This window comes from Levilactobacillus zymae DSM 19395, from assembly GCF_001434115.1.
GTDB classification, from domain to species: Bacteria; Bacillota; Bacilli; order Lactobacillales; family Lactobacillaceae; genus Levilactobacillus; species Levilactobacillus zymae.
The window spans coordinates 207,759-233,149 of the sequence record NZ_AZDW01000013.1; the positions used below are offsets into that span (position 1 = coordinate 207,759).

At 56.0% G+C, this 25,391-nt stretch carries 23 protein-coding genes; 21 read left to right on the plus strand and 2 right to left on the minus strand.

Features of this window, described 5'->3' with window-relative positions; all coding sequences use genetic code 11:
• The first annotated feature begins 183 nt into the window (after positions 1–183).
• From FD38_RS02585 to FD38_RS02600, 4 genes are read left to right on the plus strand one after another with little or no spacing between them, the layout of a single operon-like run.
• On the plus strand, positions 184–1,392 hold the full coding sequence (locus tag FD38_RS02585; RefSeq protein WP_057730862.1) for a CCA tRNA nucleotidyltransferase: 1,209 nt from the start codon (positions 184–186) through the stop codon (positions 1,390–1,392).
• Positions 1,393–1,412: 20 nt separating this feature from the next.
• Positions 1,413–3,308 carry an ABC-F family ATP-binding cassette domain-containing protein gene (locus tag FD38_RS02590; protein ID WP_057730863.1) on the plus strand — a complete coding sequence of 632 codons (1,896 nt, stop codon included), beginning with the start codon at positions 1,413–1,415 and terminating at the stop codon, positions 3,306–3,308.
• A gap of 15 nt (positions 3,309–3,323) precedes the next feature.
• Positions 3,324–4,274 (plus strand): thymidylate synthase, encoded by a 951-nt coding sequence (locus FD38_RS02595; RefSeq protein WP_057730865.1) that lies wholly within the window; start codon positions 3,324–3,326, stop codon positions 4,272–4,274.
• An 11-nt stretch (positions 4,275–4,285) separates the two neighbouring features.
• Entirely contained in the window at positions 4,286–4,777 is a 492-nt protein-coding gene (locus FD38_RS02600; RefSeq protein ID WP_057730867.1) for a dihydrofolate reductase, read from the plus strand.
• Between the two features lie 46 nt (positions 4,778–4,823).
• Here FD38_RS02600 and trhA read toward each other — a convergent pair whose 3' ends face one another.
• Positions 4,824–5,465, minus strand: coding sequence for a PAQR family membrane homeostasis protein TrhA (gene trhA / locus FD38_RS02605; protein ID WP_057730868.1), 642 nt, complete (start codon positions 5,463–5,465; stop codon positions 4,824–4,826).
• Positions 5,466–5,604: 139 nt separating this feature from the next.
• On the opposite strand from trhA, the gene FD38_RS02610 reads away from it, so the two are divergent.
• The 12 genes from FD38_RS02610 to FD38_RS02665 all read left to right on the plus strand — a co-directional run bounded on the left by FD38_RS02610 (position 5,605) and on the right by FD38_RS02665 (position 17,465).
• Positions 5,605–6,456 (plus strand): DegV family protein, encoded by an 852-nt coding sequence (locus FD38_RS02610; RefSeq protein WP_057730870.1) that lies wholly within the window; start codon positions 5,605–5,607, stop codon positions 6,454–6,456.
• Between the two features lie 81 nt (positions 6,457–6,537).
• On the plus strand, positions 6,538–7,455 hold the full coding sequence (locus FD38_RS02615) for a GDSL-type esterase/lipase family protein (protein ID WP_057731047.1): 918 nt from the start codon (positions 6,538–6,540) through the stop codon (positions 7,453–7,455).
• A 15-nt stretch (positions 7,456–7,470) separates the two neighbouring features.
• Positions 7,471–8,091, plus strand: coding sequence for a YpmS family protein (locus FD38_RS02620; RefSeq protein WP_057730871.1), 621 nt, complete (start codon positions 7,471–7,473; stop codon positions 8,089–8,091).
• Between the two features lie 10 nt (positions 8,092–8,101).
• On the plus strand, positions 8,102–8,323 hold the full coding sequence (locus FD38_RS02625) for a YozE family protein (protein WP_057730873.1): 222 nt from the start codon (positions 8,102–8,104) through the stop codon (positions 8,321–8,323).
• Between the two features lie 288 nt (positions 8,324–8,611).
• Positions 8,612–9,490 carry a ribosome biogenesis GTPase YlqF gene (ylqF, locus tag FD38_RS02630; RefSeq protein WP_057730875.1) on the plus strand — a complete coding sequence of 293 codons (879 nt, stop codon included), beginning with the start codon at positions 8,612–8,614 and terminating at the stop codon, positions 9,488–9,490.
• Positions 9,483–10,283 carry a ribonuclease HII gene (locus FD38_RS02635; RefSeq protein WP_057731048.1) on the plus strand — a complete coding sequence of 267 codons (801 nt, stop codon included), beginning with the start codon at positions 9,483–9,485 and terminating at the stop codon, positions 10,281–10,283. The genes ylqF and FD38_RS02635 overlap by 8 nt, the downstream gene beginning before the upstream one ends.
• Before the next feature lie 33 nt (positions 10,284–10,316).
• Entirely contained in the window at positions 10,317–11,219 is a 903-nt protein-coding gene (gene dprA, locus FD38_RS02640) for a DNA-processing protein DprA (RefSeq protein ID WP_235806466.1), read from the plus strand.
• 134 nt (positions 11,220–11,353) lie between these two features.
• Complete coding sequence (gene topA / locus FD38_RS02645; RefSeq protein ID WP_057730878.1) at positions 11,354–13,465, plus strand: type I DNA topoisomerase; 2,112 nt, start codon at positions 11,354–11,356, stop codon at positions 13,463–13,465.
• Positions 13,466–13,570: 105 nt separating this feature from the next.
• On the plus strand, positions 13,571–14,506 hold the full coding sequence (gene xerC / locus FD38_RS02650; protein ID WP_147007802.1) for a tyrosine recombinase XerC: 936 nt from the start codon (positions 13,571–13,573) through the stop codon (positions 14,504–14,506).
• 22 nt (positions 14,507–14,528) lie between these two features.
• The gene (hslV, locus tag FD38_RS02655) at positions 14,529–15,071 is read left to right on the plus strand and encodes an HslVU peptidase proteolytic subunit (protein ID WP_057730879.1); all 543 of its coding nucleotides are present in this window, start codon (positions 14,529–14,531) and stop codon (positions 15,069–15,071) included.
• Between the two features lie 17 nt (positions 15,072–15,088).
• On the plus strand, positions 15,089–16,504 hold the full coding sequence (hslU, locus tag FD38_RS02660; RefSeq protein WP_057730882.1) for an ATP-dependent protease ATPase subunit HslU: 1,416 nt from the start codon (positions 15,089–15,091) through the stop codon (positions 16,502–16,504).
• A gap of 85 nt (positions 16,505–16,589) precedes the next feature.
• On the plus strand, positions 16,590–17,465 hold the full coding sequence (locus tag FD38_RS02665) for an aldose 1-epimerase family protein (protein WP_057730884.1): 876 nt from the start codon (positions 16,590–16,592) through the stop codon (positions 17,463–17,465).
• A gap of 48 nt (positions 17,466–17,513) precedes the next feature.
• Here the strand turns inward: FD38_RS02665 and plsY are convergent, their stop codons facing one another.
• Entirely contained in the window at positions 17,514–18,140 is a 627-nt protein-coding gene (gene plsY, locus FD38_RS02670; RefSeq protein WP_057730885.1) for a glycerol-3-phosphate 1-O-acyltransferase PlsY, read from the minus strand.
• Between the two features lie 259 nt (positions 18,141–18,399).
• Here plsY and parE point away from each other — a divergent pair, with 259 nt between their 5' ends.
• From parE to FD38_RS02695, 5 genes are all read left to right on the plus strand, one after another.
• Positions 18,400–20,370 carry a DNA topoisomerase IV subunit B gene (parE, locus tag FD38_RS02675; RefSeq protein WP_057730887.1) on the plus strand — a complete coding sequence of 657 codons (1,971 nt, stop codon included), beginning with the start codon at positions 18,400–18,402 and terminating at the stop codon, positions 20,368–20,370.
• Positions 20,371–20,390: 20 nt separating this feature from the next.
• Positions 20,391–22,841, plus strand: a complete 2,451-nt coding sequence (parC, locus tag FD38_RS02680) for a DNA topoisomerase IV subunit A (protein ID WP_083485247.1) — start codon at positions 20,391–20,393, stop codon at positions 22,839–22,841.
• 136 nt (positions 22,842–22,977) lie between these two features.
• Entirely contained in the window at positions 22,978–23,937 is a 960-nt protein-coding gene (locus tag FD38_RS02685) for a LysR family transcriptional regulator (RefSeq protein ID WP_057730889.1), read from the plus strand.
• A gap of 38 nt (positions 23,938–23,975) precedes the next feature.
• On the plus strand, positions 23,976–24,911 hold the full coding sequence (locus FD38_RS02690; RefSeq protein ID WP_057730891.1) for a manganese-dependent inorganic pyrophosphatase: 936 nt from the start codon (positions 23,976–23,978) through the stop codon (positions 24,909–24,911).
• Between the two features lie 169 nt (positions 24,912–25,080).
• Positions 25,081–25,338, plus strand: a complete 258-nt coding sequence (locus tag FD38_RS02695) for a hypothetical protein (protein WP_057730893.1) — start codon at positions 25,081–25,083, stop codon at positions 25,336–25,338.
• Positions 25,339–25,391: the final 53 nt, after the last annotated feature.

A 25,391-nucleotide genomic window follows, 5' to 3' on the forward strand; every position in this document is an offset into this window, starting at 1 on the left:
AAATTGACCATCAAACCCGTCTGCCCGGCACGCAAGATTATAAGCTCATCATAGCATAGTTTTTAGACCAATAGTAACCGCGCTAACCGGGCCGAACCAGCGCTTTGCATTCAATTCACCGCGGTAATCTGTTAAACTGGCAGAGGAAGACTTTACCAGAATTTGGCAGAAGGGGAAGACGGTATGCAACTAAAACAATTACCACGGGATTTTGAATTGGCCCGGCCGGTTTTACAGACCATTGAGCAGGCGGGTTACGAGGCGTACTTTGTGGGTGGCAGCGTGCGGGATACGATTTTAGGTAAATCGATCCACGACGTTGACATCGCCACCAGCGCCTATCCCGATGAAATCAAACACCTTTTTAAACGCACGGTCGATACCGGCATCGAACACGGTACCGTGATGATTCTAGATCACGGCACGGGCTACGAGACCACCACGTTTCGTTCCGAATCGACCTACACCGACTTTCGCCGTCCTGACCACGTGACCTTTGTGCGGTCCTTGGCCGAGGACTTAAAACGCCGAGACTTCACGATCAACGCCTTAGCCATGCGCGAGAACGGGGAGGTCATCGACCTATTTGATGGCCTGACCGACCTGAAAAATCACCATATTCGCGCCGTGGGCGATCCCCAGGAACGGTTCCACGAGGACGCCTTACGGATGATGCGGGCGGTCCGGTTCGCTAGTCAATTGGACTTCGACATCGTTCCCGCTACGGAAGCGGCCATGACCGATCACGCGGCCCTGTTGGCCAAAATCGCGGTCGAACGGACGCAGGTGGAACTCTTGAAGCTACTGATGGGCCAGACGCCGCAGCGCGGGTTGACCGTGATGCTAGCGACGCAGCTCTGGCGTTACTGTCCGGACTTTACCCACCAGGAAGCGGCGTTGACCCGGTTAGCTCAGCGGTTGACCCACGGCGTCAGCAGCGAGGTCACGGCTTGGGCGTTACTGAGTCTAAGCTTCGGACTGGATCACGCCCAGACCACGACCTTCTTGAAGCACTGGAAGACCTCCAACCAAGTCATCACGGACGTGCAAGCCGTGGTGGCAGCGGCACGGGTCCTGCAGACGCAAGACTTGACGGCCTGGCAACTCTACCAGTGCGGCCGCGACCGGCTCTTGTTAGCCAATGAGGTGGCCGTCATTTTAGGCGCTCCCGACCGGGCCACGGCCCTGACCCAAGCGGCTGAAGCGCTGCCCATTCACCAGAAACGCGAGGTGGCGTTAACGGGGAAGGACTTGATGCAAGCCGGGATTCAGCCCGGTCCCCAGTTAGGTCAGCTGTTAGCCACCTTGGAACGGCAAGTGGTCACGGGCCAAGTGGCCAACCAACCGGCGGCGTTACTGACGCAGGCGTTAGCCCTAGCAAATTCGAAATAAGAGAGTAGTGACGAAAATTTATGCAAACCTTACGTGCAGAAAATTTACACCGAACTTATGGTGAGAAAACCCTATTTGATAATTTAAACTTCATCATCAACGAACACGACCGCATCGGGTTGATTGGGGTCAACGGCAGTGGGAAGACCTCCCTGTTGAACACCTTAGCCGGGGTCAACAACGACCAGACCGGGACCATCAGTACCCCCAAGGACTACACCATTGGGTATCTGACCCAGAAACCCGACCTGGACGAAAACCTGACCGTCATGGACGCCGTCTTTTCCGGGGACCAGACCGTTTTCGTAACGATTCGCCAATACGAGGCGGCGCTGGCGGCTTACGGGCAACACCCCGAGGACGCCAAGGCCCAGAAACGTTATTTAGACGCCGAGGCTAAGATGAACGAAGAGGACGCCTGGACCGCCGAAAGCGACGTTAAGACGATCCTGACGCAGCTAAAGATCACGGACCTATCGCAATCGATCAAGACGCTCTCCGGGGGGCAGGTCAAGCGGGTCGGCTTGGCCCAGGTGCTGATTCAATCCCCGGACCTATTGCTTTTGGATGAACCGACCAACCACTTGGACTTTGACTCCATCGCCTGGTTGCAGCAATACCTGACCACCTACAAGGGGGCGTTACTGGTCGTGACCCATGACCGGTACTTCTTGGACCAAGTCGCCAACCAGATTTGGGAACTCGACTTCGGGAAACTCTACCAATACCCGGGAAACTACCAAGCCTACGTCCAGGAAAAGGCCGAACGGGTGACGCAAGAAGCCGATGCCGAACAGAAGTCTAAGCGGCTCTACCAACAGGAACTGGCCTGGATGAAGGCGGGCGCCAAGGCCCGGTCGACCAAGCAAAATGCCCGGATCAACCGGTTCCACGAGTTGGCCAGCCAACAGGGCACCCGACAGGTCCAACAAAACGTGTCGATTTCTCTGGGCCAACAACGGTTAGGTAAAAAGGTCATCGAATTAAAGGACGCCAACCTGCGTCTAGGCGACCACCTGATCTTAAAGGACTTTAGCGACCTGATCCAGGGCGGCGAACGCATCGGGATCAGTGGAGAAAACGGAGCCGGGAAGTCCAGTCTCCTTAACGTGATCGCCGGGAAGTTACCCTTAGATTCCGGCATCATCGACGTGGGGGAAACCGTGAAGATGGCCTACTATACCCAGCAAATCGAACCAATTCCCGAAGATAAACGGATGATCAACTACCTGTCAGAGGTCGGCCAAAACGTGACCGATAAGCAGGGCAATTCCGTCAGTGTGACCGAATTATTGGAACAGTTCTTATTCCCCCGGTTCATGCACGGCACGTTGATTCGTAAGCTCTCCGGGGGTGAAAAGCGGCGGTTATACCTGTTGAAGTTGTTGATGGAACAACCCAACGTTTTACTACTCGACGAACCCACCAACGATTTAGATATTAGTACCCTGACGGTCTTGGAGGACTACATCGCGCAGTTCGCCGGCACCGTCATCACGGTCTCCCATGACCGCTACTTCCTGGATAAGGTGGCCGACCGCCTGTTGATCTTCGACGGCAACGGGCAGATTGAACGGTATTCCGGTCAATTTAGCGATTACTTGGCGGCTCAAAAGCCGAGTCATAAGCCCGCGGCAACGAAACCCAAGACGACTGCGAAACCGGAACAACCAACGGCGCCGACCGCGAAAAAGAAGGTCAAGCTGACCTACGCCGAACAAAAGGAATGGGAAGGCATCGAGGGCGTCATCGACGATCTGGAAGCCAAGAAGGCCGCCGTGCAAAAGGACATGAACGCCAACGGGGCCAACTACGACAAGCTCGCCGACCTGCAACAACAATTAGACGACTTAGACCAACAATTAGATCAGAAGGTCGCTCGCTGGGAATACCTAAGCGAGTACGCCACGGATTAGGGGGAGCTCACGGCAATGCTAGAAGATGCTTATTTAAATTTGGAACGTACCGTTTTGGAACAGGGGCACGAAAAAACCGACCGCACGGGGACTGGAACCGTCAGCCTCTTCGGCTATCAGATGCGCTTCAACCTGCAAGAAGGTTTCCCGTTACTGACCACCAAGAAGGTCCCGTTTGGCCTGATCAAATCGGAACTCCTGTGGTTCCTACGGGGAGACACCAACATTCGGTTCTTACTCCAGCACCATAACCACATCTGGGACGAGTGGGCGTTTCAGCGCTACGTAGACAGTCCCGACTATCACGGCCCCGACATGCACGACTTTGGCCGCCGCTCCCTGGTCGATGCCGCGTTTAACCAGCAGTATCAGGCCGAGAAAAAGGCCTTTTGCGACCGTATCTTGACCGATAAAGCCTTCGGGGATCACTACGGGGATCTGGGATTGGTGTACGGTAGTCAGTGGCGGGCCTGGCAGGGCCACAACGGTGAGACCATCGACCAGTTGGCCAACGTGATCCAAACCTTACGGACGCATCCCGATTCCCGCCGGATGATTGTCTCGGCTTGGAACCCCGCCGACGTGCCGTCCATGGCGTTACCGCCGTGTCACACGCTGTACCAGTTCTACGTCAACGATGGCAAACTGAGCTGTCAGCTGTATCAACGCAGTGGGGATATCTTCCTGGGTGTGCCGTTCAACATTGCCAGTTACGCCCTGTTGACGTCGCTGATTGCGAAGGAAGTCGGCCTGGAGGTGGGCGACTTCGTCCACACCCTGGGGGATGCCCACATCTATAAAAACCATCTGGACCAGGTCAAGACCCAATTGGCCCGGACGCCGAAAGCCGCGCCGCAATTGTGGTTGAATCCGGATAAGTCCAGTATCTTTGATTACGACATGGCCGACATCAAGGTAACCGGGTACGACCCGGCCCCCGCGATCAAGGCCCCCGTCGCCGTATAGGAGGAATGACCATGTTGATCTATCTTTGGGCCGAAAGTCACGGCGGCGTCATCGGCTATCAGGGGCGCTTGCCTTGGCACCTACCGGCCGACATGCACTACTTTAAAACCACCACGACGGGCCACACGGTCATCGCCGGGGCCAAGACCTTTGCCTCGTTTGGCCGGCCATTACCGCACCGGGTCAACGTGGTGGTCAGCCACCGGGCGGCCAGCGAATTTCCGGCAGGCGTCACGGTCCTGAATTCGTTAGCGGCCGTGCGGCAATACGCCGCCGACCATCCCCAAGACCAGCTTTATGTGGTCGGGGGGGCGCAACTTTTTAACGGTCTCATGCCCGACGTGGACCGGTTATACCGCACCACCATCGACGCGGACTTCCCGGGAGATACCCGGATGCCCGCCATCGACTACACCCAGTTTGCGAAAATTGGCGAGCAGGTCGGGGTGCGGGATGCCGCCAACCCCTACGATTACGTTTTCGAACAGTTTGAACGGCGCTAAGCTAAAAGGTCGCCCACGTAAGCACGTGAGCGACCTTTGACGTTATTTAGGCGTATAACAGAATGGAAAAGTACATCAATCCGGTCCCCAGCATCACGAACAGGTGCCAGATGACGTGGCCGAAGGGGACTCCTTTGAAACTATACAGCACGGCTCCGGCCGTGAAGGCGACCCCGCCGGCGAACAGCAGGCCAAAGCCCACGGGCCCTAAGCCGGCGTACAGGGGCTTGATGCCTAACAGACACATCCAGCCCATCACCACGTAGATGATGGTGGAGAGAATCTGGTGTTGGCCTAGCCAGATGGCCTTATAGATGATGCCCAAGACGGCCATTCCCCAGATGACGCCGAACATGGTCCAGCCTAACCAGCCCCCGATGACCAGGAGGCTATAGGGCGTGTAGGTCCCGGCAATCAACAGGTAGATGGCGCAGTGGTCAAAAATCTGAAAGACGTGGGAGGCCTTGGTGAAGACCAGGCTGTGGAAGAGCGTGGAGGCTAAGTAGAACAGGACCATGATGGCCCCGTAGATGGCAAACGTGGTCATCCGTAGCGCGCCGCCCTTGGCGTGGGCCTGTAGCAACAGGATCACTAATCCGGCGATACTGAGGCCGGCCCCGATGCCGTGGGTCGTGGCGTTCAGAACTTCATTGACGATGTTATAGGTACGACTTCGTGGTGGTTGCAACGAACCTCCTCCTTTAAATTAAGCGATTTACGGGACGACAGCTGAAAAAAGCAGATAATTCTGCTATACTGTTACTGTATGTTCCATTATGCATATTGTAGCATAAACCAAATTTTTGGTCAGAAAGAGTGGGATCTCCATGGCTAACATTAAAATCGTCACGGATTCATCGGCCGGATTGACCGACCAGCAAATCCAAGATTACCACATCACCATCGTCCCGTTGACGGTGATGATCGACGACACGATCTACGTAGAACGTGAGTCGATTACGAATAAAGAATTTATCGATAAAATGAAAACGTCGAAAACCTTACCGAAGACCAGCCAACCACCGTTGGGGTCGTTCGTTGAGACTTTTGATAAGTTGGGCGCAGACGGGAGCAGTGTAATCTGTTTTACCATGCTGGAAGCCATCAGTGGCACGATTCACGCGGCCGAGCAAGCCGCCAACCTGTCCAAGACCGACGTGACCGTGGTCGACAGCCAGTTTACGGACCAGGCCTTGGCCTTTCAGGTGATCGAAGCGGCCAAATTAGCGGCCGAAGGTGCCGACAAGGCCACCATTTTGCAACGGGCCGACGCCGTCCGGAACAACACACATTTGTTCATGGGTATCGTCACCTTGGAAAACATCTTAAAGGGAGGCCGCTTAGGGCGGGCCGCCGGGATGCTGACCTCGTTACTGAACATTAAGATTGTGTTGGAGGTGACCGGGGGCCAGCTCAAGGTGCGCGCCAAGGGCCGGGGAATGAAGACCATCGACCGGTACTTTAGCAAGGTCTACGACCAGATGAAACAAACGCCGGACATCATGTCGATCGGGATCTCCCAAGTGGAAGCTTACGACAGTGTGGACAGCGTCCAACAGCACATTCATGAATTTTTACCCGATAAAGATATCCTGGTGCGCGAAACGGTGCCAATCATCGCCACGCACGGGGGGCCGGGCGCCTTTGCCTTAATGTATTACACGGACCCGACCAAATAAAGTGACACAATCCGTTACACGAGAAAGGGGTGGCCTTAGTCACCGCTTTTTCTTTATCGAGGGGGTTAGCCTGTGAAAAAAATGAAACATTTCGGCAAGTGGTTGGGGATTGGCATCTTGGTCATTTTAGTCGCCATTGTGGCCCTGAACTATTGGCATCCCGGCACGCGGACCGTTAAGACGACGCAGCCGGTCACCACGAACCGCCGGTCAACGGTTCGCCTGGTGGCGCTGGGAGATTCGTTGACCGAGGGGGTCGGCGACCAGCAGAAAAAGGGCGGCTACACCGGCCGCATCGCTACCAAGATCCGTCAAACCGACCACGTCAAGGTCGTCCTGCACAACTATGGGTTAGCTGGCGACCGCAGTGATCAGATTGAAAAGCGGTTGGTGGCCAGTGAAAAGATGCAACACCAGGTCACAAAGGCCCAGGCCATTACCCTCACGGTCGGGGGCAACGACCTCTTACAGACGCTGACCAAGAACGTGACCATCAACCAACAGTCGCAACTAAACCAGCAACTTACGCAGGCGCAAAAAGCCTACGCCAAGAAACTGACCAGTCTATTGGGGACCATTCGGCGGTACAACCCGCAAGCCCCCATTTACCTGTTTACCATCTACAACCCCATCTACGTGTATTTCGCCAACCTGACGCAAATCACGAATGCGGTGGATAATTGGAACACCACGACCCAACGGACCGTCCGCTCACAACGGCACTTGTACGTGGTGGACATCAACCGCGACTTATCGGTGGGCCAATTTAGGTCCGTGACCCAGCAGGCTCGCTTGAAGCGGGCCGCCCAGAAGTCCAACGACGGCGAACTCTCCGTGGCTAGCTTTCAGAAGCAAATCTTAGCCAGTGACAATAGCACGGAACTCAACCATTACCTATCACCGGCGGACCACTTCCATCCGAACGCGAAGGGTTACCGGTTGATGACCCAGAAATTATTTGCTAAAATGCAAACCCATCAACAATGGTTACGGAAGTAAGGGAGGTTCCAGCAGATGACACAAAGTCCTAAGCGGTCCAATCCCCAACCGCCCACCACACGAAATTGGTGGAAAACGGGGATGATCACGCTGATCACGTTGATCGTGATCGGCTTCGTCTTCGTGGGGGTGAAAGCCTTCGCGCCGACCAAGGTGGCCGCCACGGCCCAAACGACCAGTGGGCCCACCACCAACATCAATCTCACGTTGAACAAGAAGCAGGTCAACGCTTTGGCCGACTATTACGTGAATAAGTCATTATCCGGTCAATCGCTCAAGTACCGCTTCCAGGTGACCGACCACGCCATGTTAACGGGGTCGACCAAGGTTTTGGGGGCGAACGTGAACTTCGCGCTGCTCTTCAAACCCACGGTGCTGGCCAACGGGGACGTTAAGCTCACCGCGCAGAAACTGTCGATTGGGTCGCTCCCGGTGCCCGTTAGCTTCGTGATGAACTACATTGCCAAGAACTACCCGTTACCCAAGTGGGTGGCGCTAGACAGCGGCAAGAAGACCATGACGTTACACCTGACGCGGATCGGAAACGGCAAGAAGTTGTCGTACGCGGCTAAGCAGATCGACTTGTCGGGGGCGGGGAAGTTCGTCTTTCAGGCCCGCATCCCGGCCAATCAGTAGGAGGTAGGCCATGCCCAAAACGTTTTATCAGTTTCTGATGACGCAACGTAATCCGGAGAGTTACGACCCGGTCGCAACGTTTGCCAACAACGCCTTCTTAGATAGCGCGTTTCCCAAGCAAGAGACCGAGTTTGATGAACTATCCAAGTATTTAGAAGAAAATGCCAACTATCTGCCGTCGATGACCATCTTTGACGACGCTTGGCGGTTGTACCAGGATTTCCTGGCGTAGCGCAATTGATAAGGGATCCGTGATGAGCGGGTTCTTTTTTGTTGATTGCGGGTCGGAACTGGGAAAACTAGTGACCTGCCAGCAAAAAATGGTAGAATAGGGCTTGCTAGTGAGCCTGAAAGGACCTGATCTTAACTAACTGGGCAACGTTAACGCCCGGTGGTCAGTCCCTTGACCATCAACTTGTCTGGGTTAGATGACGACTTGATGGTCAATTCAATCAAATCATGACCCTCAAGGTGGCTGAACGGCCCCAACAAACCTTGATATCACAAAGGAGTACAATTCATGTCAGTTATCCAATGGTTCCCCGGCCACATGGCCAAGGCGATTCGGCAGATGGAAGAAAACGTCCACCTGGTCGACATCGTCTTTGAACTGGTCGACGCCCGGATTCCCGCGGCGTCCCGTAATCCGGAAGTTACCCGGATCAGTCAACATAAACCGCATTTAATCATTTTAACTAAGAAGGACCTCGCCGACCCGCAACAGACCGCGGCCTGGCTGGCCTATTACCGCTCACAGGGGCAACCGGCCATCGCCATCGATTCCCGAGCCAACGTGACGCCCAAGCAGATCACCAAGATCGCGTTAAGCATCCTGGCCGATAAACTGGCCAGCGAAAAGGCCAAGGGGCTCAAGGAACGGCCCGTCCGTGCCATGACCGTCGGCGTGCCCAACGTGGGGAAGTCCACGTTACTAAACCACCTCGTGCGGCGTAAGGCCGCCCAGGTCGGCGATACCCCCGGCGTCACCAAGGGCCAACAATGGTTGCGGTCCAGCAATCATCTAGAACTGTTGGACACCCCCGGTATCTTATGGCCGAAGTTCAAGGACCAAAGCATGGCCCAAAAGCTGGCGTTGACCGGCGCCATCAAGGAAAAGCTGTACGCCAAAGACGACGTGGCACTATTTGCCTTAGGGTTCTTCCGGCAATATCACTCCGCCGCCTTACAGGAACGTTACCGGCTGACCGCTCCTGACCTTGAGTTAAGCGACGTAGACCTCTTGATGAAAATCACCGCTAACCTGGGGATGCGTGACGATTACGAACGGGCCAGCGAACGCTTGATTTTAGACGCCCGGCACAAGAAACTCGGCGGCTTTACGCTGGACCGGGCGCCTAAAGCCGGCGCAGAAGACGAAGCCGGTGCCGCCGATGCCTGAATCACCCGATGCTAAAGCCACCTCCAAGCGGCCCAGTCTAGCTCAATTGCGTCAGGATCTGCACGACGTGACCACGGCTACCGATGTACGGTTGACGTCCTTACGGGCCGATCCACGTAAGGGCGCCCAGCAGCTTTACCAGCAGATTCAACGGCGGTTGGCCAAGCAGGCCGACGCCGAAGCGGCCTTTCAACACCGGCTGCATTACGAACGACAATTTTGGCAGGCCGGACAACTGGTCGCCGGCATCGACGAGGTGGGCCGCGGGCCGCTCGCCGGGCCGGTGATTACCAGCGCGGTGATCCTACCGCCGGACTTTGACGTTCCGCTGGTCAACGATTCCAAGCAACTCACGGCCAAGGAACGCGAACGGCTCTACCCGATCATTTTGGACCGGGCTCAGGCCGTCAGCATTGGCGTGGCCAGCCGAGAACTGATCGACCAGTTGAACATCTACCAGGCGACCAGGGTGGCCATGCAGCGGGCCGTCTTGGGCCTAGGGGTAGCCCCCGACCACCTGATCGTCGACGCCATGCAGATTCCGGTGGCGTTGCCCCAGACGCGCTTGATCAAAGGTGATGCCAAGAGTGCCAGCGTGGCGGCGGCCAGCATCGTGGCTAAGGTCTACCGCGACCACCTGATGATTAGCTACGATCAGTTGTACCCAGGGTACGGGTTCGCCCAAAACGCCGGGTACGGGACCGCCGAACACCTGGCCGGCCTCCGCAAACTGGGGGTCACCCCGATCCACCGGCGTAGTTTTGCGCCGGTTCGCAAAATAATGGCCGATTAATCACGGAGTTACGCCTAAAGCCAACTTTAGGAGGTGGGTGTCTTGCCCTTAACACCCCGTGATTTTTTACTACGCTTTCCGTTGATGACCGGCGTCGGGCGCCATAGCGCGTTGGCGTGCTGGCGGTGGTTGGTCGACCATCCCCAGCTACTGCCCCTCACGCCCGAAACGCTCGACTATTTGCTAGCCGCCGTGAACTTACCCGCTAAACGGGCCATGGCGTTACGCCGGCAGGTCTTTAGTGCCGACTTAGCGCGGCAGGTGACCACCAGTCTGACCCAGTGTCGGGCGGTGACGCTGGCGGATACCGCGTACCCGGCGTTATTAAAAGAAATTTACGAACCGCCGGTGGTCCTGTATTTTCAGGGCCGCCTCGACCTGGTCGCCCGTCCCCAACTGGCCGTGGTGGGGTCCCGGCACCCCACGACTTACGCCTTTACCGCCATGCGCCAGCTCTTGCCGGCCGTGAGTCGGCAGGGCGTGTGTCTGATCTCGGGGCTCGCCCAGGGCGTCGATACCTTAGCGCACCAGGTCGCCTTGGCTCACGGCGGGGCGACCATTGCGGTGGTGGGGACCGGGCTAGGCCGCTGCTACCCGGCTCAGAACCGTGCGTTGATGGATCAGCTCAGTCAAACTCAGTTGGTGGTCTCGGAGTACCCCTGGGACGCCAAGGGGGCCAAACACCACTTCGTCGAACGCAACCGGATTATCGCCGGCCTGTGTCAAAGCGTCTTGGTGGTGGAGGCCGCCCACCATTCCGGGTCGTTGATCACGGCCAATTTTGCGTTGCAGGAGAACCGCAACGTCTTGGCCGTACCGGGAAACATCGACGGGAAAAATTCGGTGGGGACCAACGAATTGATCCTCGCGGGGGCCAAGCCAATCCTTAATTCGGAACATATAATGGAAGAACTTTTAGTTGACAAGCGCCCCTGACTTGAAATATCATGTGTGGGATTATAGTGAAAAGATTCGCGAGCCTGTCACTCGCTGGATAAATAAATGCGTTGGGCTGAGTAACCCCGGTATCAGTGAGGTTCTCGTCCAACCTTTTGAGGGAGTAATGCGCATTGCCAACCAAGGCGAAAACGAAAACCAGCACCCATAAACGAAAAAAAACGCAAAAGAAATTAGTGATCGTGGAATCACCCGCGAAAGCCAAGACCATTGAAAAGTATTTAGGCCGGACTTATAAGGTCGTTCCAAGTCTGGGCCACGTACGGGATTTGCCAAAGAGTTCCATGGGCATCGACTTTGATCACGACTACGATCCCCATTACATCTCCATTCGGGGCAAGGGCGACGTCATCAAGGGCTTACGTTCGGAAGCCAAGAAGGCCAAAGCCGTCTACCTGGCCTCTGACCCCGACCGGGAAGGGGAATCGATTGCCTGGCATCTGGCCCACATCTTAAACTTAGACGTGACCGATAAGAACCGGGTCACCTTTAACGAAATCACTAAGGACGCCGTCAAGGAAGCCTTCAAGACACCGCGGACCATCGACATGGACCTGGTCAACGCCCAACAGGCCCGCCGGATTCTCGACCGGTTGGTGGGGTATTCCATCTCGCCACTGCTGTGGAAGAAGGTCAAAAAGGGCCTGAGTGCCGGCCGGGTCCAATCGATCGCCCTAGCGCTGATCATTGAACGCGAAAACGAGATTAAGGCCTTTAAGCCCGAAGAATACTGGACCATCGACGGGGACTTCAAGAAATCCCGTCATCAATTTGGCGCCAGCTTCTACGGCCTGAAGGGGAAGAAACACGGCTTAAAGGATAACGCCGCCGTGCAGGACATTTTAAGTCAACTCGACAAGAGTCAGGCCTTCGACGTTACCAACGTGGTACGTAAGGAACGGAAGCGTTCCCCGCAACCACCGTTTACCACCAGTTCCATGCAACAGGACGCCAACCGGAAGCTGAATTTCCGGACGCGTAAGACCATGATGGCCGCCCAACAGCTTTACGAAGGGATCAACCTGGGTAAGGAGGGCACGCAGGGGCTCATCACCTATATGCGGACCGACTCCACCCGGATCTCCAGTTTAGCGAAACACGAAGCCTCGACGTTCCTCCACGAAAAGTACGGGGCTGAATACGCGGCCACGAAACCCATCAAGGGTAAGCTGCCCGAAGGCGCTCAGGACGCCCATGAAGCCATCCGGCCGACCTCGGTCTACCGGACTCCGGCCAGCCTCAAGGACCGGCTGAACAAGGACCAATTCCGGTTATACCAGTTGATTTGGAACCGTTTCGTGGCCAGTCAGATGACCAACGCGGTGATGGATACCATGGCCGTGACCATCGAGCAAAACGGTGTGACCTTCCGGGCCAACGGGTCGAAGATGAAGTTCGAAGGGTTCTTGAAAATCTACAAGGACGGCAAGGAAAAGGATAACCTGTTACCCGACCTCGAAATCGGCGACCAGGTCACCCTGGCCAAGACCAATCCGGCCCAACACTTCACTCAGCCGCCGGCACGCTACTCCGAAGCCAACCTGATCAAGGCGCTGGAAGAAAACGGCGTGGGGCGGCCTTCGACCTACGCCCCAACGCTGGACACCATTCAACGCCGGTACTACGTGAAGCTCGTCGGCCGACGGTTTGAACCCACCGAGTTAGGGGAAATCGTCGATAAGATCATCAAGGACTACTTCCCCGACATCGTCAACGTGGGCTTCACGGCCGACCTGGAAGACGAGTTGGACGGCATCGAAGCCGGTAAGCAGGACTGGGTCAAGGTCGTCGATAACTTCTACAAGCCGTTCTCCACGGAGGTCGCTCACGCCGAGGACGCCATCGAGAAGATTCAGATTCGCGATGAACCGGCTGGTTTCGACTGTGACATTTGTGGGGCCCCAATGGTCATCAAGATGGGCCGTTACGGGAAGTTCTACGCTTGCTCGCGCTTCCCCGATTGCCGCAATACCAAGCCCATCGTCAAGGAGATCGGCGTGACCTGCCCGGTTTGTCACCAGGGGCAAGTCATCGAACGCAAGTCCAAGAAAAACCGAATTTTCTACGGTTGTTCGCGTTATCCGGATTGTGATTTCGTCTCATGGGATAAGCCCGTGGGTCGGGATTGCCCGAAGGACGGCCACTACCTGGTCTTAAAGAAGATCCGGGGCGGCAGTCAAATCGTCTGCCCGAACGGCGACTACGAAGAAGCACCCCAAAAATAAGCCTCAAAAACGTAAGCCCGCGGGTTTGCGTTTTTTGTGGTTTAACGAGTTAGTTGTGTTTTCTGAAATCGTTTGCTAGCATTACAGGTGCGGGAGGGATGTCCAGTGCAAGACGAGATTACCAGATTTATGACCTACCTGCGCGGTGAACGGCAGTATTCGCCCGAAACCGTGAAGGCCTACCACGAAGACTTGCACGAATTTTGCGAGTTTCTCGCGGCTAACGGTGGGACCAAGCCCTGGGGGCAGATCGACCAGCTAGACGTTGAGGTCTACCTGAGTCACCTGTACGACCAGCACTACGCGCGGACCACCATTGCGCGAAAACTGTCCACGCTGCGGTCGTTATACCACTTCCTGTTGAGTAACGGGGAAGTCACCGACGACCCGTTCGCTTACGTGCGGCTGAAGAAGCACCAGGATCACCTGCCACGCTTCTTCTACGAACGGGAGATGACCGCGTTATTCACGGCGGCCAGTGAAAATCCCAACGCCCAGTTGGCCACGCGCGATTCCGCGCTCCTCGAGGTGCTGTACGGCACGGGGATGCGGGTCAGCGAGTGCGTTAATTTGACGCTGAACGCCGTGGACTTCGACAACCGGATGATGCTGGTTGAAGGGAAGGGCAACAAGGAACGCTACGTGCCGTTTGGCCATTACGCTAGCGACGCGTTACAACGGTATTTCCAAGTCGCCCGCACCCCGCTGATGACCCAGTACCAGCAGGATCACGATTACGTGTTCGTGAACCACCGGGGCCAGCAATTGACCGCGGCCGGGGTCACCTACCTGCTCAACCAGATCATCAAGCGCAGCACGTTGACCACCGATATTCATCCCCACATGTTGCGGCACACGTTTGCCACGCACCTGTTAAATCGCGGCGCGGATCTGCGGTCGGTCCAGGAACTCTTGGGCCACAGCAGTCTGGCGACCACCCAGATTTACACGCACGTCACGCGCGAACATTTACAGCGCGACTATCGCCAGTTCTTTCCGCGAGCGACCGAAGCTAAAGCGACTAAACCTAAACCACGTTAATTGAGATAAGGAGACGGAGCATATGCCAGTAAAATTTGAAGCCACCACGATTTGTGCCGTGCGGCATAATGGGCACAACGCCATGGCCGGTGACGGACAAGTCACCATGGGAGAAAAAGTCATCATGAAGGGTACCGCCCACAAGATTCGGCGGATCTATAACGACAAGGTCGTCGTTGGGTTTGCCGGTAGTGTCGCCGACGCCTTCAACCTGGAAGAAAAGTTTGAAGGCCAACTCAACGAATACAGCGGGAACCTCCAACGCGCCGCGGTCGAACTCGCCAAGCAGTGGCGGTCGGATCAGGCTTTACAGAAGCTGGAAGCCTTATTGATCGTTATGGATAAGGACGAGATGTTACTGGTCTCCGGGTCTGGCGAAGTCATCGCCCCCGACGACGATATCTTAGCCATTGGATCCGGCGGGAACTTCGCGCTGGCTGCGGCCACCGCGTTGCACCACCACGCGCCCGACATGACGGCTAAGGAAATCGCCGAAAGTGCCATTCACATTGCCGGTGGGATCGACATCTTCACCAACGAAAACGTCATTTCAGAAGAACTCTAAGAAACGAGGGATTGATTGTGGACGCCATTAATAAAACACCCAAAGAAATCGTCAGCTTACTCGACCAATACGTGATTGGTCAGGACGCCGCGAAAAAAGCCATCGCCATTGCCCTACGCAACCGTTACCGGCGGATGCAACTGGACCCGGCCATGCAAGAAGAAATTTCACCCAAGAACATGTTGATGATCGGACCGACCGGGGTCGGGAAAACCGAAATCGCCCGGCGGTTAGCCAAGATTGTCCACGCACCGTTTACCAAGGTCGAAGCCAGCAAGTTCACCGAGGTCGGCTACGTGGGTCGCGACGTCGAATCGATGGTCCGGGACCTGGTCGAGGTGGCCGTGTCCATGGAAAAAAAGGACCAATTCAAGAACGTCCGCGCCGACGCCGTTCAAGCCGCGAACAAGCGGTTAGTCAAGTTATTGGCCCCGGCGAAGAAGAAGGAAAACAAGAATAATAACGACTTCGCCAACATGATGAACATGTTCTCGCAGATGCAAAACGGCCAGACGCCGACCATGCCTAACCAGCAGGACGAAGAGGTCACCGACGATATCCGTAACGAACGGTTATCGTTGTCCGACCAACTGAACAAGGGCTTACTGGAAAACCACATGGTCGAAATCGAGATGGACGACCCGCAACAGGCCAACGCCACCGATAACAACATGCTGGGCCAGATGGGCATCGATTTGAACGACACCTTAGGGTCCATCATGCCCAAGAAGCGCATCAAGCGCACGGTCACGGTCGCCGAAGCCCGCGAAATCCTGGTGGCCGAGGAATCCGAGAAGTTGGTCAACAACGCCGATATCAACCACGACGCCATCCAACGGGCCGAAAATACCGGGATTATCTTCTTAGACGAAATCGATAAGATTGCCAAGGGCAGCAGCCAAAACAGCGGCGACGTTTCCCGTGAAGGGGTTCAACGCGACATCTTGCCAATCGTCGAAGGGACCCAGGTCAAGACCAAGTACGGCACGATCGACACGGACCACATCCTGTTCATCGCCGCCGGGGCCTTTGCCGAATCCAAACCCAGCGATTTGATTGCCGAACTGCAGGGGCGCTTCCCGATTCGCGTGGAACTCAACGACCTCAGCAAGGAAGACTTCGTTAAGATCTTGACGGAACCCAACAACGCGCTGGTCAAGCAATACATTGCTTTGATTGGGACGGATAACGTCAAGGTGACCTTCACCATGGAGGCCATCGAACGAATCGCCGAACTGGCCTTTGAACTGAACCACGAGAACCAAAATATCGGGGCCCGGCGCTTACAGACCGTCCTCGAAAAATTACTGGAAGACCTGTTGTACGAAGGACCGGACATGGGGACGGGCGACGTCACCATCACCGAAAACTACGTCAACGACAAGATCGGCGACATCGTCCAAAACAAGGACCTGTCCCGCTATATCCTGTAATTCGCGTTTACACCGCATTTTTGCCAAGTCCCCGATCGCGTCTGGTCGGGGTTTTGGTCTACATAATGGTTGGGAGGAACTCACTTTGTTAACCCTAAGCAATACCTATTTAACCGTTTTGATCAATCCCCAAGGCGCCGAACTCACCAGCGTCAAGGATAACGCCAGCCACCTCGAATACATGTGGCAGGCCAACCCCGTCTACTGGGGGCGGCACGCGCCGATCCTGTTCCCAATCGTCGGTCGGCTGCAGGATAACCAGTACCGCGTCAACGGCCAGACCTACCACATGACGCAACACGGGTTCGCTCGTGACAACGAATTTCGGCTCTGGTCGCGCACGCCCACGTCCGTGACCCTACGCTACGCCAGTGACGACCAGTCGCGAGAGAAGTACCCGTTCGACTTTGCGTTGACCGTTAAGTACGAACTGGTCGACCACCAGCTACGAGTCAATTTCACGGTCGACAACCCCAGCGACGCCGAGCTACCGTTTTCGTTGGGGGCGCATCCCGGCTTTAACGTGCCACTGGGCGACGTCTTTAACCGTTTCGAGGACTATCAAATCACGGTAGCGCCCAAGCAGGTCTACTCCCGCGTCCCGCTGGTCGGTCCGTACAGCGACACCGGCCACCCCGTGCCGCTAGACCTGACGCAACCGTTAGTCCTGAACCACGACCTGTTCGACCACGATGCGCAGGTCTTAAGTCTCGACAACCACGAGACCACGGTCATGTTGGGGACACCGCGCGACGAACACGGCGTGGCCCTGACCGTCAAGGCGCCGTACCTGGGCATCTGGTCACCGTACCCGAAGCAGGCCCCGTTCGTTTGTCTGGAACCCTGGTGGGGCCTGGCCGACGACGTGCACGCCACCGGCGATTTGACCACCAAGGTGGCCATCAATCACTTGGCCGCACATCAACAGTTCACGGCCGGCTACCAGGTCACTTACTTTTAAACCAAAAAACGCCACCCGCGGGGGTGACGTTTTTTGGTCGTAACGACCTTAGGATTTCGACTGGCGTTGCTTGTAGCCGCGACCGAAGGGAACCATTGATTCGGTGCCCTGCCGGATGCGTTGGATGTTGCTGCGGTGCCGGTAGAAGACAAAGATGGTCAAGATCACCGCGATGCCGGTTAAATAAATATCGTGGAAAAATAGCGAGATGAGCGTGATCAGGGTAAAGGCGATCATGCTGGCCAGACTGACCATGCTGGTCCAATAGATCAGGCCGACCCATAGTCCCGCGGCGATGACAAACATCAACGGGTTGTAAGCCAGCAGCATCCCCGCCGAGGTCGCCACGGCCTTGCCGCCCTTGAAGTGATCAAAGATCGAGACCGTGTGGCCCAGAATGGCGAACAGCCCGAAGAGTAACGGGGTCGCCGTTCCCAGAAAGGTGGTGACGTGGCCCCAGGTGGGCAACAGCGTCGCAACGGTCCCCTTAGCGATGTCGAGAAACATAACGGCCGATCCGGCGTAGGGCCCCAACACCCGGTAGGTATTGGTGGTCCCGATGTTGCCGGAGCCGGCCTGACGAATATCAGTTTTAAAGAAAGCCTTACCAACCCACACCCCGTTGGGAATTGCGCCCAACAGATAGGCTAGTACCAGTAAGCTCACGAGTTTCACAGTGCATTCCTCCGCTCTTATGCGTGGTGTCGGGCGGATTGGCGCGACACCGATTAAGCTGTTTTATATTTTAGCATGTTTTATCACGAACGCCAATAATCTAAGAGTTGCTAGGCAGTTCAGCGGTCGCTGTGGTATGATAATGTGGTTATGGCTACTCCCGGCGGGGCTTTGGTCCCTTCTGTTGAACATACGTTCGCATTGCGGTAAACTGGGAGTACGCTAAAAAAGAGTTTGGAAACGAAAGGGAGATTTACGTATGGCGAAAGCAAAACCAAAATATGACGACTCCTCCATTCAAGTCTTGGAGGGGTTGGAAGCTGTTCGTAAACGTCCGGGTATGTACATCGGTTCGACCGACAGTCGGGGCCTGCACCATTTGGTCTACGAAATTGTCGATAACGCCGTGGATGAAGCCTTGGCCGGTTACGGGAAAGAAATCAACGTGACTATCCATGCCGATAACAGTATCACGGTCGTGGATCATGGTCGGGGGATGCCCGTGGGGATGCACGCCTCCGGAATTCCCACGCCAGAAGTCATCTTAACGGTCCTCCATGCGGGGGGCAAATTTGGCCAGGGGGGCTACAAGACCTCCGGGGGCCTACACGGGGTCGGAGCGTCCGTGGTGAACGCCTTATCGAGTGCTTTGACCGTCACCATCGTGCGTGACGGCGTGCGCTACCAAGAAAAGTTTGTCGACGGGGGCCATCCCCAGGGTACGCTCAATAAATTAGGCAATACGCGGGCCCATAACGGGACGACGCTGACCTTTAAACCCGATAACAAGATCTTCACCACCACGGTCTACAACTTTGGGACCTTAGCGGAACGGTTGCGCGAATCGGCCTTCCTGTTGAAGGGGGTCAAAATTACCCTGACCGACGAACGGGCCGGCCAAGAGCGCGAAGAAGCCTACCACTTCGAAGACGGGATCAAGGAATTTGTCAGCTACCTCAACGAAGATAAGGATACGTTAGGCGACATCCTGTATTTCGACGGCAAAAAGGACGGCATCGAAGTCGAAGTCGCCGCCCAATATAACGACGGCTACACGGAAAACCTGTTGTCGTTCGTCAACAACGTCCGCACCAAGGACGGTGGGACCCACGAAGCGGGGATGCGCAGTGGCTGGACCAAGGCCTTTAACGAATACGCCCGCAAGGTGGGCATCTTAAAGGACCGCGATAAGAATTTGGAAGGCTCCGACTTGCGCGAAGGCTTGTCCGCCGTCATCTCCCTGCGGATCCCCGAAAACCTCTTACAGTTTGAGGGGCAGACCAAGGAAAAGCTGGGCACGCCGGAAGCCCGGACCGTCGTGGACGGGGTCGTGGCCGAACAGTTGACCTATTTCTTAATGGAAAACGGCGATTTTGGAAAAATGCTGATTCGTAAGGCTACGCAGGCCCGCCAAGCCCGAGAAGCCGCTCGCAAAGCCCGCGACGAAAGCCGCAACGGCAAGAAGCACAAGCGCCACGAACGGTTATTATCCGGGAAATTGACCCCCGCGCAGACCAAGAACGCGGCCAAGAACGAACTGTTCTTAGTCGAAGGGGATTCCGCCGGGGGCTCGGCCAAGCAGGGCCGTAACCGGAAGTTCCAGGCCATCCTGCCACTGCGGGGGAAGGTCCTAAACACCGAAAAGGCCAAGCTACCGGACATCATGAAGAACGAAGAAATCAGCACCATGATCTACACCATTGGGGCCGGGGTCGGCGCGGATTTTGACATCGACGCCGCCAACTACGACAAGATCATCATCATGACCGATGCCGATGACGACGGGGCCCACATTCAGATCCTGTTACTGACCTTCTTCTACAAGTACATGCGCCCGATGATCGACGCCGGCCGGGTCTACATCGCCCTGCCACCCCTGTACCGAATCCAACGGACGGGGAAGAACGCCACGATCGACTACGCCTGGACCAACGACGAACTGGTCGCCAAGACCAAGAAGATCGCCAATCACGGCTACCATTTGCAACGGTTCAAGGGGCTGGGAGAAATGGACGCCGAACAGCTGTGGGAAACCACCATGGATCCCGATAACCGAACCCTGATTCGCGTGCAGATCGACGACGCGGCCCTAGCCGAACGGCGGGTCACCACGTTGATGGGCGACAAGGTCGAACCGCGGCGCAAGTGGATCGAAAACAACGTCCAGTTTACCTTGGAAGACGACGACCAGGATTTCTTAACGGGCGCCGATTCTAAGCACCAGGCCTAAGGGGAAAGGAGCAATCAGTCGTGAGTGAAGGACAAAAGATTCAAGAACTAACGTTGGAAGAGGTCATGGGTGACCGCTTCGGTCGCTACTCCAAATCCATCATTCAAGAGCGGGCTTTACCGGATATTCGTGACGGGTTAAAGCCCGTTCAGCGTCGTATCCTGTTCGCCATGAACAAGGACGGCAACACCTACGATAAGGGATTCCGCAAGTCGGCCAAGTCGGTCGGAAACGTCATGGGGAACTTTCACCCCCACGGGGACAGCTCGATCTACGAAGCGCTGACCCGGATGAGTCAGGACTGGAAGGTCCGCGAACCCTTAGTGGAAATGCACGGGAACAACGGGTCGATGGACGGGGACCCGGCGGCCGCGATGCGGTACACCGAAGCCCGTCTTAGCAAGTTATCGGGGGAAATGTTGCGCGATATCGATAAGGATACCGTCGACATGGTCTTAAACTTCGACGACACGGAATACGAGCCGACCGTCTTACCGGCCCGCTTCCCGAACCTGTTGGTCAACGGGTCGACTGGGATCTCGGCCGGGTACGCCACGGAGATCCCGCCGCACAACTTAGGTGAAACCATCGACGCGTGCGTCTACCTGTTGAGTCACCCCAAGGCCACGCTGGCCGATTTGATGGAATTCGTCAAGGGCCCCGACTTCCCGACCGGTGGCATCATCCAGGGGAAGGACGGCATCGTCAAGGCCTACGAGACCGGCCGCGGCCGCATCGTGGTCCGGTCCAAGACGGCCATCGAACCGCTCCGGGGCAATAAGAGTCAAATCACCGTGACCGAGATTCCTTACGAGGTCAACAAGGCCCAACTGGTCAAGAAAATCGACGAGATTCGCCTGGGCAAAAAGGTCGAAGGCTTGGCCGAAGTCCGGGACGAGACCGACCGCGACGGCTTACGGATCGCCATCGAACTCAAACGTGATGCCGACGCCCAGGGAATTTTAAATTATCTGTTTAAGAACACCGAGTTACAGGTGACCTACAACTTCAACATGGTGGCCATCAACCACCAACGTCCCGAACACGTGGGCCTCAAGACCATTCTGTCCGCCTACCTGGAACACCAACAACACGTGATCACCCGGCGAACCAAGTACGACCTCCAAAAGGCCTTAGACCGGCAACAGATCGTCAGTGGGTTGATCAAGGCGTTGTCAATCCTCGACCAGGTCATCAAGACCATTCGCGCGTCGAAGAACCGCAAGGACGCCCGCGATAACCTGGTAGCCGCCTACGACTTTACCAAAAAGCAGGCCGACGCCATCGTGGCCTTACAGCTGTACCGGCTGACCAACACCGACGTGACCCAGTTAGAGGCCGAGGCGGCTAAACTCGCCGCAGCGATTGAAACCGATCACAAGATTTTGGCCGACCCTAAGGCCTTAAACGCCGTGTTGCGTAAGGAACTAAAGGCGGTCGCCAAGGCTTACCGGAATCCGCGCCGCACGACCATCGAAGACCAAATCGAGGACTTAAAGATCAAGACGGAAGTCACGGTCGCCGACGAAGAGGTCGTGGTCATGGTCAGTCATGACGGTTACCTGAAGCGTTCCAGCATCCGGTCGTACACGGCCTCGGATGCGGCCGAAAACGGCTTAAAGGACGAGGATTACCCGATCTTCATGGAAAAACTCAGTACGCTCGATCACCTGATGATGTTTACCAATCAAGGGAACCTGATCTACCGACCGGTCCACGAGATCGCCGACGTGAAGTGGAAGGAAACCGGGGAACACATCAGTCAAGCCATCGGGTTAGCGCCCGACGAGGAAATCGTGGCCACCTTTGCCTTTAAGAGTCTAAAGGAGACCGGCCACTTCTTGATTGCCACTAGCGACGGGTACATCAAGCAGACCGCCTTTGAAACGCTCACGCCGGGGCGGACCTACAAGAAGCGCGCCGCGGTCTACGAGAAGCTGAAGCACCCCGACGCCCGAGTCGTGGCGGTGGCCTACCTGGCCACTCCCGATGATGACCGAGGCATCCTACTGGTTTCTAAGAACGGGTACGCCTTGCGTTACGCCATCGACGAAGTCTCCGTCAACGGAGCGCGGACGACCGGCGTGCGGGCCATGGACTTGCGCGACGATGATGAGGTGGTCAACTTAGCGCTGGTCACCGATAGCGACACCATCGCGTTGATCACCCAACGGGGGGCCTTCAAGCGTTTGGCGATGAAGGAACTGTCCGTCACCAGTCGGGCCCGGCGCGGGGTCTTGATCCTCCACGAGTTGAAACGTGAACCGCACCGGGTCGTGGACTTCTTGGCGATTCCGAGTGGCAATCCCGCCCTGGAAATCATCACCAGTCGCGAGCGGACCCACGACGTCATCCCGACGGAACATCCCCTCAGCGGGCGTTACTCCAACGGGTCGTTCGTGGTCGACACGGACGTCGAAGGTACGCCGGTTCAGTTGCGGCTCAAGCCCACGGAATTGGTCCTAAATTAAGCCATAATAAATGGATTTATAAGCAGAATTATTTGCGCTTTCACGGGAACCAGGCTATCATTAAGATTAATGGTTACCATTAGACTGACAAGTGCTCCGAGGTTGCTCGCCACCCCAGTCGTAAGGAGTAAACGCGATGAAGACGAAACAGGAAAGTATTTTTTCTTCCAAAACCTTAACGTATTTTTTACAGTTAGCTGAGACCATGAATTATACGCAGGCGGCGCAGATTTTGGGGATTACCCAACCCGCCTTGACCCAGCAGATTAAGAAGTTGGAGCGCACGGTGGGTGCCCCCCTCTTCTATTCGGTCGGGAAGAAACTGCGGTTGTCCGATGCCGGCTACACCATGTTGGCGGCGACCCACAAGATCTACGGAATCTTGAACCAAGCCACCGACGAGATCCAACAAGCCACCAGCGCGACCCAGGGGGAAATCAACATCGGCCTACTGGCGTCGATCGAAGACGCGGTGTTCGAAGACTTTGCGATTCTGTCCTATCAGAACAACCCGGACATCCGGATCTCCTTTCACATGTTGACGCGTAAGGAAATCTGGGAGCAGTTGGAAAACAACCGCATCGATCTGGCCATCATGTACTTACCCGATGACTCGATCAAGAACTGGAAGCCTTACGAGTCCAAGAAGATCATCTCCGACGACCTGTTGTTCATCCACCACGACGAACAACTGGCTAAGAAACGGCGGGTGAAGTTCAAGGACACCACCACCGGGGCGTGGGTGATGTATCCGGAAGGGTATTACCTGAACCAGACGCTGCACGAAGCCTACAAGAACCAACTCGCCGATTTCCCCAAGAGCGTGGCGAACTTTACCACGCCGACGCAGCTTTTGCATTTTTCGATGCAAACGCAGGCGTCGACGGCGTTACCAAATTCTTTCATGATCGGTCAAGATGAATTGCCGACGACCTGGACGGCTCATTTTGATCCCAATATCCGCTTTGATTTAGCCTTTGTCTTCCGCAAGGGTAAGGCGGAGATCCCGCGAATCAGCCACTTTTTGGCGCAGTTCGACCGGTATCTACACACCGACGACTACATCTCGCGGCTTAAACAATTGCGTAACAACTAAGCATCACTCAAACTATCTCTTTAAAGGAGTTTTTATCCATGAGTAAAGTATTGATTTTTGGTCACCAGAATCCGGATACGGATGCCATCGTTGCCGCTAAGGCCTACGCCTACTACCAAACCCAAAAGGGGATTGACGCGGAAGCCGTCGCTTTAGGCGATCCCAACATGGAAACCAACTACGTGTTGAACCACTTTGACGAACCGGCACCCCGGGTCGTCAAGACGGTGGCCAACGAAACCGACCACGTGATGTTGGTGGACCACAACGAAGCCCAACAAAGTGTCGCCGACCGCGATCAAGTGACTGTCGACGCCGTGGTTGACCACCACAAGATCGGCAACTTCGAAACGGCCGCGCCGTTATACTACCGGGCCGAACCCGTGGGCTGCTGCAGCACGATCTTAGTGGAAATGTTCAACGAAGCTAAAATCGAAATCCCAGCGAAGTTAGCGGGCTTGATGTTATCCGCCATCATCTCGGATACGTTACTCTTGAAGTCGCCAACCACGACCGACGTCGACCGCGAAGCCGTACGGGAATTGGCCGAAATCGCCGACATCGACGTGCAAAGCTACGGCATTGCCATGTTGAAGGCCGGCACCAACCTGGCCGCTAAGAGTGACCAAGAATTGATCGACGCCGACGCCAAGTCCTTCGACATGGCTGGCAAGAGCGTCCGGATCGACCAAATCAACACGGTCGACTTACAGGACGTCTTGGACCGTCAAGCCGGCTTAGAAAAGGCCATGGCCGCCGAAAACGCCGACAAGGGCTACGACCTGTTCATCGCCTTAGCCACCAACGTTTTGACCAGTGACTCCGAACTCATCGTGGTGGGTGACGACGCGACTCGGGCCGCCGTGGAAAAGGCCTTTAACGTGAAGTTAGCGCAAAACCGGGCTAGCTTACCAGGTGTCGTTTCCCGGAAGAAGCAAGTGGTGCCACCATTGACCGCCGCTTTTGAAGGCTAAAAATTAATCATTAACGCTTAATCCGGCGCCTATCAGACCATCGTGTCTGGTAGGCGTTTTGCGTTGGTTATGAAAGTCACCAATCTGGCGGTCGCGTCATGGTCGCCTAGTGTCGCGAGATGTGGTCTACTAGAGACCCAGCCAGAAGAACCAGGGAGGAGCTGGGGCCATGCCCACAATGATCTATCTGGTGGCCAACCATGCCGGCGCCGACTACTTCGTGCCCGTCGATCGCCGGGATGGCCGGCAGGTGGCGCGCATCGAACGGCCCCGTAACGCACGGGGCGACGCCGATTTTGTGTACGGGGAGGTCGCGACCAACGCCGCTGCCCGCCAAATCGTGCGCGAGCAGCACTACGCGGCGCCGTTTGAGCGACAGTTCTTGGCGCAGATCCAAGACTTCTTTCGCCACCAAGCCACCAATTAACGAGTTGATTGTCCCTTGCGACGGCTGATTAACTCAAAAGAGTCTTCTCGACG